This window comes from Methylovulum sp., from assembly GCF_028687615.1.
Classification (GTDB): Bacteria; Pseudomonadota; Gammaproteobacteria; order Methylococcales; family Methylomonadaceae; genus Methylovulum.
Window position 1 is genome coordinate 11,824 of sequence record NZ_JAQTZU010000025.1, and the last position, 13,785, is coordinate 25,608.

A 13,785-nucleotide genomic window follows, 5' to 3' on the forward strand; every position below is an offset into this window, starting at 1 on the left:
CGGGTTACGCTTTCGCTTTTATGCCCTTTGGGTAAACCCGACCGACGGTTCTTACCAATATTCCATCAATCCAACCTAGAAACCTCCTTAGTCTCCTTCATCCCCAAAGACACCACCAAAGCTAAAGCCGCACACCCGCTCACATAATAAGCAAACCACTCAGGATGTCCGACGCTTTTCAGCCATAAGGCCAGATATTCGGCGGTGCCGCCGAACAGCGCGACGGTGAGCGCGTAGGGCAAACCGACACCTAAGGCGCGGATATGCACGGGGAAAAGTTCGGCTTTGACGATGGCGTTGACCGAGGAGTAGCCGGAGATGATCAGCAAGGCGCAGATGTACCAGATTAACGCAGAAGCCATGCTTTGCGGTTGTGACAGTTGGGTAAGAATCGGCACGGTAAACGCCGTTGCCCCAGCGCCAAAGGCAATCAGCATAAACCGCCGACCGACAAAATCGGAAAGCAGGCCGTACAGGGGTTGGATGACCATAAACACCAGCAGGGCGAGGGCGGAAAGGGTGGTGGCGTCATCTTTGCTGAATCCGGTGGTGTTGACCAAGAATTTTTGCATGTACACGGTGAAGGTGTAGTAAGACACCGTGCCGCCCGCCGTCAGCGCGACGACGGTGAGCAATTCTTTCGGGTAGTTCAGCAGTTCGCGCAGATGGGCATTGCGGCTGGAAAAGGTGTGCTGTTCGACAAAGGCGTTGGTTTCCGCCATATTGCCGCGCAAACCCATCGCAATCACCGCCAACAAACCGCCGATGATAAACGGGATGCGCCAGCCCCATTGGTGCAGTTCTTCGCTGGTCAACAGCCATTTTTGCAAGACCATCAACAACACCAAGGCCAGTAATTGCCCCAAAACGATGGTGACGTACTGGAAGCTGGAATAATAGCCGCGCCGTTTGTGATGCGCCATTTCGCTTAAGTAAGTTGCCGAACTGCCATATTCGCCGCCGATGCTGAAACCTTGCAGCATCCGCGCAAACAGCAACAACGCGGACGCCCAGCCGCCGATGACGGCATAACCGGGCGTGCAAGCGATAATCAACGAACCCAAACACATCAGGCTGACCGACAACAGCAACGCGCTCTTGCGGCCTTTGCGGTCCGCCATGCCGCCCAGCAACCAACCACCTAAAGGCCGGAAGATAAAACCCACGGCAAATACGGCGGCGTTGTTCATTAATTGTGCGGTTTGGTCGCCTTCGGGGAAAAACTCAGGCGCAAAATACAGCGCGAAAGCGGCATAAATCGCCCAGTCGAAATATTCCACCAAGTTGCCGACCGAGCCACTAAAGATATTGAGTAGGCGGGTTTTGTGGGTGAGCGGGGGCGTTTGTTGGTTCACAGATCAATAGTTCCAAGGTTTTTTGGCGTGGAAAATTAGGTTTAAATGGCATTTAGCCGATTGACGGGTTAGGTTATCGCTTTTATTCTGGGTTACATTTTAGCGAAGCACTTTGCATGCCTTGCCGTCTTATCTTTTTCTGGGAGGATAATTGCTTGATAAAACTTTCGCTAAACAATTGGGTTTTACGGGCTGGTGCCTTTCTAAACGCTAGGCAAAAAAAAGCGCGTTAGTCCGACGACAGGAATAACGCGCAGTGCTTAATAAAGCAAGTATTATCACGAGGAGGTACAACACGCCGATGAATGCGCTTAATGTTTTAAGCAGTTATAATGCCAATATTAAATAAATTATCGAAAATTATTTTAATATACTGATTTACAAAGTAATAAAAATAGTTAAGGCAAGTAAATCCTGATTATGGTTTTTTTCGTATTGCACCGAAGATAGGCAAACGATTAAACAATAGCCCAATTTTGGGCGGAAATAGGCGGTTGTTGTAGACAATCAATGTTATTTTATTAGTGCACGTTATTGGTGCGTAATAATGAAGTTAAAGCGGTTATCTACGGCATTATCAGCGGCTGAATAACGATAAACGGGAAAATTTTGCCTGTTATCGCCTTCATCTATAAAAAATAAAGCATTGGATAGTGCTGTAAATGATTTTTGCAAAGTTTCTGGTATAGCGTTTGCTTAAAGATTGAAGTATAAAGTGATTAAACCACCGCTGAAAACTATAACAGCGTGTCTGTCACTTAGGAATGGGCATGGAATAAGTTCGTGGATTAAGACCTTTCAGGTTTCTTGTGCCCTGGAGGGTATAAAAATTTGGAAGGTCTGACGGGTGTGTCAAAACTATTTCATGCCCATTCCTTAGGATTTGGCCATTAATAACTTCCCGATTAAGACCTGACAGGTTTTTGAAACCTGTCAGGTCTAGGGTTTCAAGAATGGTTCAAGGAAGTTATTTTTAACCCATTCCTTATTCATTTTTCCATTCAACTAAGATTATGTGTGTTTCATAAGTCCTTGCCAAAAAATATGGGCGGGGCATTCCCTGTCCATACCAGCACTTATGAAACAGTTAAGACAATACGAACTTTTAATACAATACGAACTTTTGATCACCACCCAGCACAGGCAATAGGAAGAATCACCATGACAATTCGAGTGGCCATCAGTCACAAAACCAAATACAGCTTTGATCGGGCGGTATCCTTGTCGCCGCATGTGTTTCGCTTGCGTCCGGCGGTGCATAGCCGGACGCCAATTAAAGGCTATAGCCTGAATATCGAGCCTAAAGACCATTTCATCAATTGGCAGCAAGACCCTTTCGGCAATATCTTGGCGCGGGTGGTGTTTCCGAATAAAACCCGCCATCTCAGTGTTGAAGTGGAAGTGATTGCCGATATGACGGTCATTAATCCTTTCGATTTTTTCGTCGAGGAATACGCGGAAAAATTTCCGTTTACGTATGAAGAACAACTGTTTCAAGAACTGCAACCGTATTTGGAAATTACCGAAGACGGCCCCTTGTTGGCGCAATGGGTTGCGGATTTTGATTTGACCAAACGCAACATCAATGATTTTCTGGTTGATGTGAACCGCAAGGTGTTTGCCGATATTGGCTACAATATCCGCATGGAAGTGGGCATTCAAAGCTGTGAGGAAACCTTGACCATCCTTAGCGGTTCATGCCGCGATTCGGCGTGGTTGCTGGTGCAAATCCTCCGGCATTTGGGGCTGGCGGCGCGGTTTGTGTCCGGTTATTTGGTGCAACTGACCGCCGACATCAAGTCCTTGGATGGGCCGTCCGGTCCCGAGCAGGATTTCACCGATTTACATGCCTGGACGGAAGTCTATATCCCTGGAGCGGGCTGGATAGGCCTGGACCCCACTTCCGGTTTGTTGGCTGGCGAAGGCCATATCCCCTTGGCCTGCACGCCCAATCCGGCGAGTGCCGCGCCCGTCACGGGCGGCACGGATAAATGCGAGGTGGAGTTTGAGTTCAGCAACACGGTTGAGCGTCTGCACGAAGATCCGCGCGTGACCAAGCCCTATACCGATGAACAATGGTTTTATATTGATGCCTTGGGCCAGCAAGTTGACCAACAATTGCTTGAAGACGATGTCAGGTTGACGATGGGCGGGGAACCGACGTTTGTGTCCGTCGATGATATGGAAGGTGATGAATGGAATACGCTCGCTGATGGTGCACATAAGCGTGAACGCGCACAAGAATTGACCAAGCGGTTGCGCGACGTCTTTGCCAAAGGTGCGTTGCTGCATTACGGCCAGGGCAAATGGTATCCGGGCGAGCCGATCCCGCGTTGGCAATACGGTATTTTCTGGCGCAAGGATAATGTGCCAATGTGGCGTAATCCCGGGCTGCTTGCCGACATTAACAAAGATTATCAGCATACCGCCCTACATGCCGAGCGGTTTGTCCGCCAGCTCAGCCAGCATTTAGGCGTGCCGCACCGCTACATCAGCGCCGCGTTTGAAGATAATTTTTACTATCTCTGGCAAGAAGGCAATTTGCCGACCAATGTCAATCCGCTCAAATACAATCTAAAAGACTCGATTGAGCGCAAGAACATCACTAAAGTCCTGGATGCCGATCTGGGCATACCCGTGGGTTTCGCCCTGCCGTTGAAATGGAACTGGCATGGACAAGGCTGGCAAAGCGGCCCGTGGGATTTCCGCCGTGGCAAACTATTCCTGATTCCGGGCAATTCGCCTATGGGCATGCGGATGCCGCTCAACAGCCTGCCGTGGGTCGCCCCTGACAAACGCGATACCCAAGAGCCGCAAAGTTTGTTCGGCGATTTGCCTGAGCTGGGTGATTATTATGGCGAAGTGGCACGGCGTTACAGCCATTTTGAGGAAAAATTTAAGGAACACCCTGAAATTGTCGAACAAGATTCGGGTGATGTGCCAAGCATACATGTCGAAGTGCCGCACACTGCGGTTTGTATCGAAGCCCGTGATGGACGCCTGCATATCTTTATGCCGCCCTTGTCCTTGTTGGAACATTATCTCGATATGATCGCCGCGATTGAAGCGACCGCTGAAAAACTGGCGATGCCGGTCGTGATTGAAGGTTACGAGCCGCCGCGTGATTACCGTATCGAACGCCTGATGGTCACGCCCGACCCCGGCGTTATCGAAGTCAACATCCATCCGTCAAAAAGTTGGGAAGAGCTGGTCGAAAAAACCAACATCTTGTACGAACAGGCTTTCCAAGTGCGTTTGGGCACCGAAAAATTCATGCTTGACGGCCGTCATACCGGCACCGGCGGCGGCAACCACATCACGATGGGCGCGGCAACGCCAACCGACAGCCCGCTATTGCGCCGCCCTGATTTGCTACGCAGTTTGGTGACGTATTGGCAGCACCATCCGGGTTTGTCCTACCTGTTCTCCGGCATGTTCATCGGCCCGACCAGCCAAGCCCCGCGTGTCGATGAAGGCCGCGACGAAAAATTGTACGAGCTGGAAATCGCTTTCCAGCAAATGCCCGAAGGCGAAGTGCCGGCACCGTGGTTAGTCGACCGTTTGCTTAGGCATTTGTTGACCGACATCACCGGCAATACACACCGTTCCGAATTTTGTATCGACAAACTGTATTCGCCCGATAGTTCGACCGGACGTTTAGGTATTCTGGAATTACGCGCTTTTGAAATGCCGCCCCATGCGCGGATGTCCTTGGTGCAAATGCTGTTGTTGCGCTCGTTGATCGCCTGGTTCTGGCGTAATCCATACAAACATGAACTGGTGCGCTGGGGAACCGAACTGCATGACCGTTTCATGTTGCCGCATTATGTCCGTGAAGATATGAAGCATATCGTCAAAGATTTGCAACGGGCCGGTTATGCGTTTGAACTGGAATGGCTGGACCCATTTTTTGAATTCCGCTTCCCGCGTTACGGCACAACCATGATTGACGGCATGGAGTTGGAATTGCGCTTTGCGATTGAGCCTTGGCATGTGTTGGGCGAAGAAGTCAGCAGCACCGGCACGGCAAGATATGTCGATTCCTCGGTCGAGCGGGTGCAAATCAGAGTGACGGGCTTTACCGAAGGCAGGTATGTACTGGCCTGTAATGGCCGGCGTTTGCCGCTGCGCAACACCGGACGCAAAGGCGAATACACGGCGGGTGTACGTTACCGCGCTTGGCAGCCGCCTTCGGCCTTGCATCCGACCATCAGCCCGCATGTGCCGTTGGTGTTTGATGTCATCGACACCTGGAATGGTCATGCTATTGGCGGTTGTACCTACCATGTCGCCCATCCTGGCGGACGTAGCTACGATGCCTTCCCGGTCAACAGCTTTGAAGCCGAAGCACGGCGCATCACGCGCTTCTGGGATTACGGGCATACGCCGGGGGTGGTCATCCGTCCACCGTTGTCGGGTTCCCACGATATTGCTTCCGAAAAACCGTTTATGAACAGTTTCAGTGTCAACGACGCGGCACCCCGACCGATGGCCCCGCCGCCGGAAGAGCCTACCCAAGAGTATCCATTTACCTTGGATTTACGGCAGCGCGGGCGGTAAAACCGTTCCAGTTTTTCTAAAATGAACAACAACAAAGGTCAAGAGGGTGCGTAGCACAACTGAAATAGCCAATGATATAGGCGTGCAATATTACGAAACCCGTTTGGGTGTCTATGATGAAATGGTGGCGACCGAGCACAAGGTCTTGCCGTATTGGCAACATTTCATCAAAGCCTTGGAGACGATGGGCAGCGAGCAAATCGAACGCCGCCGCCGCGAAGCCCAGCGTCTGCTACGGGAAAACGGCGTCACCTACAATGTTTACGGCGACACCCAAAAACTGACCCGCCCGTGGCGGCTAGACCCGATTCCGTTATTGATCAGCAATGAAGAATGGACGGTGATAGAAGCCGGTTTAAAACAACGGGCTGATTTGCTGGATTTGATTTTTAAGGATATTTACGGTGAACAGACTTTACTGAAAAAAGGCTTGCTGCCGGTTGAGCTGATTTTCGCCCATCAGGGCTTTTTACAGCCGTGTTGCGGCACTTTACAAAGTCAGGCCCGACAACTGACGATTTATTCCGCCAACTTGGTGCGGGGTTCCAAAGGCCGGTTTTGGGTGTTGGATGACCGTACCCAAGCCCCGTCCGGCTCCGGTTATGCGCTGGAAAACCGTACCGTGATGACGCGGGTATTGCCGGATATATTGCGCGATACCCAAGTGCATCGTTTGTCGGGTTTTTTTAAAGGCTTTGGCAAAGGCTTGGCGAATATCGCCCTGCATAACAAAGACAATCCGCGCGTGGTGGTGCTGACACCGGGGCCGTTTAACGAAACCTATTTTGAACATGCCTATCTGGCTTCCTATTTGGGTTATACCTTGGTGCAAGGCGATGACTTGACGGTGCGTGATGGTCATGTCTGGCTGAAATCGCTGGAAGGTTTGCAACATGTCGATGTCATTTTGCGCCGTGTCGATGATTCGTTTTGCGATCCCTTGGAGTTGCGCATTGATTCCCGCTTGGGCGTGACCGGATTGTTGGAAGCGGTGCGGCGCGGCAATGTCGCCATCGCCAACCCTTTGGGCAGTAGCGTGTTGGAAAATTCCGGTTTGCTGGCGTTTTTGCCCAAATTGGCGCGGTATTTCTTGGACGAAGACCTGATTTTGCCTTCGGTGGCGACTTGGTGGTGCGGGCAGCAGCGTGAACGTGATTTCGTCCTGCAAAATCTAGAACATCTGGTCATCAAGCCCATTAACCGGCGTAAAGATGACAATTATTTTGTCGGCAGCACACTAAGCAGTGAACAAAAAGCGTCCTTGCGCGGGGCGATATTAGCCAAACCGCATTTATATGTCGGTCAGGAACAAGTGAGTCTGGCAACGGTTCCGGCGTTCATCAACCATCGCATGGAACCGCGCACGGCGGTGTTGCGTAATTTTGTCGTCGCCAACGGCGAGGAGTATCTGGTCATGCCGGGGGGCTTGACCCGCGTCGCCCATGATAAAGACGATTTTGCCGTTTCCAACCAAGCTGGTGGGATCAGCAAGGATACGTGGGTGCTGGGTTCCGGGCCTAGCCAAGCGCAAACGGTATTGACGCGGGCTAACCGGCCTGTGCCGGATGCGATTACCGAACCATTGACCAGCCGTGCCGCCGACCATTTGTTTTGGGTGGGCCGGTATTCAGAACGCACCGAAGCGGTGGCGCGTTTGTTGCGCACCGTCTTGCTGAAATTTCAAGATATGCTGGAATTTAAAGATGACATTGACACTGCGGCTTTGACGGCCTTGCTGCATAGCGTGACCCATGTCACGATGACTTATCCGGGTTTTGTCAACAGCCATCCCGATTGCCTGGAGCAGCCGCAAAAAGAATTGTTGTCCCTCGCCAAAGATAACCAGCGCCCTGGCTCTTTGGCCACCAATATCCATGCTTTGGTGCAATCGGCTTATAATATCCGTGATTTGTGGTCTCAAGACACCTGGCGCAGTGTCGACAATATCCAATATCGCTGGCAGTTACGGGTGGTCAATGGCGATATTGCCATTGAGCATTTGCAAAGCCATTTGGATGAGCTGGTCACCGGCGTAGTGGCATTCACTGGTTTGACCGGCGAAAGTATGACGCGTGAAGCAGGGTGGTTGATGTTGGGTAGCGGGCGGCGTTTGGAGCGGGCTTTGGCGCTGATTTCCTTATTACGCGCCACGGTGGTGCAACGGCATGAACCCGCCGTGCAAAACCAGGTGTTGGAAGCCGTGCTGTTCTCAACGGATAGCTTGACGATTTATCAGCGCCGCTACCGTTCATTTATCGAGTTGTCGGCGGTGTTGGATTTGCTGTTGCTGGACGAAACCCATCCACGGTCAGTCGTCTATCAATTGCGCTTGTTGTCCGAGCATATCAGCACCTTGCCTAGGGAACGCGGCAAGCATCAGTTAAGCGAAGAAGAACGTTTGATCCTCAAGGCATACACCGATATGCGCCTAAGCAACGTCGCCGATTTGCTTAAAGTTGACGATGATGAAGGTATTTATAGCGCACTTGAAGCCTTGCTGGCGGCGACTACCGAACTGTTATGGCGCATCGCCGACACCATAGCCAGGGCTTATTTCAGCCATTCGCAAACCTCGCAGTTAATGACTGCCAACACCGTGTCGGAGGAGGAGCTGTGAAATATCGGATCACCCATACGACGACTTACAATTACAGCCAGGCGGTCGGTTTGTGTCAGAATGAAGCGCGTCTACAGCCTCGTGATTATTGGCGGCAATATTGCGAAACCAGCCATCTTGAGATTACCCCGACACCGATGGATTTTCGTGAGCTGGTCGATTTTTTTGGCAACCGTCTGGTTTATTTCGCCATCCAGCAACCGCATAGGCAATTGGTTGTCACCGCCGTCAGTGAAGTCAGTTTATTTCCCGGACAACAGGGCAACGCCCCTGCGCCACAAATTAGCTGGCAACAGGCACGGGATTTGATCCAGAGCATTTACAGCCAAGATTTGACGCGCCAACAAATGCAGGCATTGTTGGATGCCAAACAATATGTGCTGGATTCGCCGATGATCACCGCAACAGCGGAGCTGGCCGATTATGCGAGGCCTTCATTCCAATTCGGCCGCCCGTTGATGGATGTGGTTGCGGATTTAACGCAACGCATTTACCACGATTTTATTTATGATCCGGCGTTTACCACGATTGCCACACCCTTATCTGACGTGTTGGAACATCGGCGTGGTGTTTGTCAAGATTTTGCCCATCTGGCGATAGCTTGTTTGCGTAGTTTCGGGATTCCCGCCCGTTATATCAGCGGATATATGGAAACGCTACCGCTACCTGGAAAGCCGCGTTTGGTTGGTGCGGATGCGTCCCATGCCTGGTTTGCCGTTTATGTCCCCGAGTTTGGCTGGGTGGATTTTGACCCGACCAACAACAAAATGCCGCATGACCAACACATCACCTTGGCCTGGGGACGTGATTATGCCGATGTCACGCCGCTTAAAGGCATCGCTTTTGGCGGCGGGCATCATACCTTGTCGGTGTCGGTGGATGTGTTGCGGCTGGATGGCGAGGGTTAATGGCTTGCTGGTTTTTTTAACGGTTTTTGTCCACGACTCGTAGGCCACGAAGTGAAAAACACGACAAAACAGCGTGTCAGGATAATGCAAGGACTCGAAGAACGGGTAACAAATCCCAGGATTTTGCATCCCCCGTTCCGCATTGGGTCTTTCGTGGACAATACCTATATTTAACGATATTTTTCAACAACTTAAACAGAGGATTTATGGCTACTATACATTTTATTGGCGGCGAAAAAGGCGGCGTGGGCAAATCGGTCGTCGCCAGGATATTGGCGCAATACATGATTGACAGCAATATCCCGTTCATCGGTTTTGATACTGACCGGTCACATGGCGCCTTGCTACGGTTTTATGCGGATTATGCGTCACCGACCGTCATTGAAGATTACCAAAGCCTGGATGTCATCATTGAAACCGCCGTCGCCAAACCGGAACAACGCGTCCTTGTCGATCTGGCGGCACAAACCCATCATTTGCTTTCCACGTGGATAGACGAATCCGGTGTCTTGGAATTGGCGCAAGAAGAAGGCATTACCCTGGTTTACTGGAATGTCATGGATTCCGGCAAGGATAGCGTCGAATTGCTGGGCAAACTTCTCGACCATTATGGTGTAAAACTGAATTACGTCCTGGTGCAAAACCAATTGCGGGATGAAGATTTTCGGTTGTTGGAGTTTTCCGGAGTCAAAGACCGCGCCCTGGACATGGGGGCCAAAGTGATGGCCTTAAAGCGGTTGTATACGCCGATCATGACTAAAATTGACGGTAACAACTCCAGTTTTTGGGCTGCCAGAAACCGCGATTTTGAGAATCTTAACACACTGAATCTGCTGGACCGGCAACGGGTAAAAATGTGGTTGAACCATGTTTATAGCCAACTTGATGTGCTCGGTGTTTGAGCCATCCAATAATTTTCGCCGGAAGCGGTTAAATTGTCTGGTGGGGTAATGGGCAAATCGGTCATGAAGCTTTTAGTCAATTGTAACCTGTGCTTCCAAATTGATGATGCGGCGGCATTGATATTGATGTTGCGCCCGTTCCGTGGCATCCGGCAATGGATTATCCGCGAAACCTATACCATCAAACCCGGGGTGGCCGTCACCGAAAGCACCGATAGCTACGGGAATTCACGCCAGCGGCTGGTCGCCCCCCAAGGCGAGTTCCTTATTTACACCTCGGCCGAGGTGATCGTTGCCGACCATCTGGATATCGCACCTGGCGCGTATTTTGTTGAAATCCAATACTTGCCAAATTATGTCTTGCCGTTTCTGCTGCCCAGCCGGTATTGCGAATCTGACCGCTTCGGCGAGCTGGCAAGGGAGTTGACCGCCCATGTCCAGCCAGGCTACGACCAGGTCCATTGCATTGCCGAATGGGTGCGCCAAACGGTGCAATATTTGCCCGGTTCCAGCGATTTTCCCTTATCCGCCACGGAAATCCACCAGCGCGGCTACGGCGTTTGCCGCGACCTGGCGCATTTGGGTATCGCTTTATGCCGCAGTATCAGCATTCCGGCGCGTATCGTCGTCGGTTATCTGCATAACCTGCAACCGATGGATTTGCACGCCTGGTTTGAGGCCTACATCGGCGGCCATTGGTACGCTTTTGATTCGACGCAGAACACATTATTTGGAGGCCGCGTGATTATCGCCTTTGGCCGTGATGCCGCCGATGTCTCGGTTTTTCATCAGTTTGGCTCAGGAGCCATCCTGACCAGCATGGTCGTGCGCGTTGAATATCTGGGTAATACCATGAATTGATGGCGCAATTCCATCTGAAAACGTTTAAAATGGCGGTCATTTTGAATGTTCCATAGAAAAATAATAACTATGACTTATTGTATTGCAGCTTCAATCAACGAAGGACTTATACTGGTTTCCGATTCCCGGACCAATGCCGGCATTGATAACGTCAGTACGCACGGCAAAATGCACGCGTTCAATAGCCATGCGGATAGAAAAATCGTTATGCTTTGTGCCGGCAATCTTGCCACCACCCAGGCAGTTTTGGAGCAAATGCACCGCGATAAGATCAAAAATGCCAAAATCAATATCAACACCGTCGAATGCTTGTCCGAAGCGGCTGATTATTTAGGCCATATCAGCGTCGAAAAACAAAAACAGCATCTCAGCACCCAAGGCCAATCCGCGTTCAACCCTTCTGCGACTTTTATTTTAGCCGGACAAATCGGTGATGAACCGCATGGCGCGTACATGGTTTACGCCGAAGGCAACAGCATCACTACCTCTGCGAACACGCCGTTTTTACAAATTGGCGAAAGCAAATACGGCAAACCCATACTCGACCGCTTCATCAAACCCGACACCCCTATAGACGAAGCCGCGCGTTGTTGCCTCGTTTCAATGGATTCGACCATCCGCAGTAATGCCAGCGTCGGCGCCCCCGTGGAAATGTTGGTTTACCGTAAAGATAGCTTCGATTTTAACGAATATTATTGTTTTGATGATGGCGACGATTATATGCTGCAACTGCGCCGTAATTGGGAAACTAAACTGCGCGAAGCCATCGCCGCCTTGCCTTCGTTAAATAAAGGCACTATCAAGACTATGCGGGTTGAGCTTTGATTTTTTCGTAGCCCTCACAAGGTATGTAATACGCAATATAGAAACCAAGTTAGACCCAAATTCTTAAACCCATCCAGCCGTAAAATCTGTACCCGGTTTTGCACTAAGTTGCATAAAGGCAACAAAGAGCAACACAAATCTATTCCACGCCACATTTTGTTGTTTTATCTTCAGCCGCCGTTCAGCCGCTAAGTTCCATGCTGTACTCCAGGACACGGAACATGCTTTCTTGAAAGGAAAGCGACTGACAACGGCAAAGAGAAGGTAAGCAAAATGATGCAACAAAATTCTGAAAACACCGGCAACAACATTATCGAATCTATGGATCAAGCATTTGGACATCATGGTTTTTATGGTTTGGAATATGTCTTGGATGAGTGGTTGGAAAAAAAACCGCCCATCATCTATCAAAACCCAATCGAATCATTTCATCTTTGGGATTTTCGTGATTGATCCGAATTGATCCGAAACGTCAACTGCCGTTGCGTTGGGTGTCAACGGGCAGTTGAAATAGGCTATAATCGGTGTCTTTTTTTAAATGCTTAAGATCAGCCGCTTTACGTTGCCATGCAGCTAGCGGTGCTATCAGGATAAAAAACACACCATGCAAGAAATAAACCCGATCAAAAACCAAATTGCCGACCTCAAAAGCCGTGGCGACGCGCTGAGGAGGTATCTTTGACTTCGACAACAAATCTGAACGCCTAGTCGAAGTCTTACGCGAGCTGGAAAACCCGAAAATCTGGGACAAACCGGAAGAAGCCCAAGCCCTAGGTAAAGAACGCGGGCAATTGGAACTGGTGGTCAACACCATCACCGAACTGGAACGCGGCCTTACCGATGCCGAAGAACTGCTGCTGATGGCAGTGGAAGAGGAAGACGAAGACACGGTCGATACCGTTATCCACGACTTGGACGGTTTTGAAAAACGCGTCGCCGATTTGGAATTTAGGCGCATGTTCTCCGGCGAAATGGATGCCAACAACGCCTTCTTGGACATCCAATCCGGTTCCGGCGGCACGGAAGCACAAGACTGGGCTTCGATGATCGAGCGCATGTTCCTACGCTGGGGCGAGCGCAAAGGCTTTAAAACCGAGCTGATCGAAGAATCCGACGGCGATGTCGCGGGCATCAAAAGCGCCACCATCCGCTTTGAAGGCGAATATGCGTTTGGCTGGTTGCGCACCGAAACCGGCGTGCATCGTTTGGTCAGAAAATCCCCCTTCGATTCCGGCAACCGCCGCCACACTTCCTTTGCGTCCGTGTTCGTCTCCCCCGAAATCGACGATAACATCGCCATCGACATCAACCCCGCCGATATACGCGTCGATGTCTACCGCGCCAGTGGTGCGGGCGGCCAGCACATCAACAAAACCGAATCTGCCGTGCGCATGACCCATAACCCCACCGGCATCGTCGTGCAATGCCAAAGCGACCGCTCGCAGCACAAAAACCGCGACACGGCGATGAAGCAACTGAAAGCCAAATTGTACGAGCTGGAAATGCGCAAACGCAGCGAAACCGCGCAAGCCTTGGAAGACACTAAGTCTGATATTGGTTGGGGCAGCCAGATCCGCTCTTATGTGCTGGATCAGTCGCGGATTAAGGATTTGCGCACGGGCGTGGAAACCGGCAATACCCAAGCGGTGTTGGACGGGGATTTGGATCAGTTTATTGAGGCTAGTTTGAAGAGTGGGTTGTGATTGATAGTAAATCCAGTGATTTTTCCGCTTAAATTTTTCAAGGTAATAGCACCA

At 50.8% G+C, this 13,785-nt stretch carries 9 protein-coding genes; 8 read left to right on the forward strand and 1 reads right to left on the reverse strand.

Features of this window, described 5'->3' with window-relative positions:
* Window positions 1–65: 65 nt before the first annotated feature.
* Complete coding sequence (locus PHH59_RS13655; RefSeq protein WP_300017192.1) at window positions 66–1,355, reverse strand: MFS transporter; 1,290 nt, start codon at window positions 1,353–1,355, stop codon at window positions 66–68.
* A 1,161-nt stretch (window positions 1,356–2,516) separates the two neighbouring features.
* Here PHH59_RS13655 and PHH59_RS13660 point away from each other — a divergent pair.
* The 8 genes from PHH59_RS13660 to prfB all read left to right on the forward strand — a co-directional run bounded on the left by PHH59_RS13660 (window position 2,517) and on the right by prfB (window position 13,731).
* Window positions 2,517–5,915: a DUF2126 domain-containing protein gene (locus PHH59_RS13660; protein WP_300017195.1), complete on the forward strand. Its 3,399-nt coding sequence runs from the start codon at window positions 2,517–2,519 to the stop codon at window positions 5,913–5,915.
* Between the two features lie 46 nt (window positions 5,916–5,961).
* A complete protein-coding gene (locus tag PHH59_RS13665; RefSeq protein WP_366145488.1) occupies window positions 5,962–8,532 on the forward strand; it encodes a circularly permuted type 2 ATP-grasp protein in 2,571 nt (856 codons plus the stop codon).
* Entirely contained in the window at window positions 8,529–9,440 is a 912-nt protein-coding gene (locus PHH59_RS13670) for a transglutaminase family protein (protein ID WP_300017198.1), read from the forward strand. Before PHH59_RS13665 ends, PHH59_RS13670 begins: the two co-directional genes overlap by 4 nt.
* Window positions 9,441–9,646: 206 nt before the next feature.
* The gene (locus tag PHH59_RS13675; RefSeq protein ID WP_300017201.1) at window positions 9,647–10,342 is read left to right on the forward strand and encodes a mobilization protein; all 696 of its coding nucleotides are present in this window, start codon (window positions 9,647–9,649) and stop codon (window positions 10,340–10,342) included.
* A 63-nt stretch (window positions 10,343–10,405) separates the two neighbouring features.
* Window positions 10,406–11,203, forward strand: a complete 798-nt coding sequence (locus tag PHH59_RS13680; protein WP_300017204.1) for a transglutaminase family protein — start codon at window positions 10,406–10,408, stop codon at window positions 11,201–11,203.
* A 69-nt stretch (window positions 11,204–11,272) separates the two neighbouring features.
* Window positions 11,273–12,028 carry a peptidase gene (locus PHH59_RS13685; protein ID WP_300017207.1) on the forward strand — a complete coding sequence of 252 codons (756 nt, stop codon included), beginning with the start codon at window positions 11,273–11,275 and terminating at the stop codon, window positions 12,026–12,028.
* 273 nt (window positions 12,029–12,301) lie between these two features.
* Window positions 12,302–12,481 (forward strand): hypothetical protein, encoded by a 180-nt coding sequence (locus PHH59_RS13690; protein WP_300017210.1) that lies wholly within the window; start codon window positions 12,302–12,304, stop codon window positions 12,479–12,481.
* 151 nt (window positions 12,482–12,632) lie between these two features.
* A protein-coding gene (gene prfB, locus PHH59_RS13695; RefSeq protein ID WP_300017213.1) for a peptide chain release factor 2 occupies window positions 12,633–13,731 on the forward strand; the annotation gives its coding sequence in 2 pieces (ribosomal slippage) (window positions 12,633–12,707 and window positions 12,709–13,731; 1,098 coding nt in all).
* Window positions 13,732–13,785: the final 54 nt, after the last annotated feature.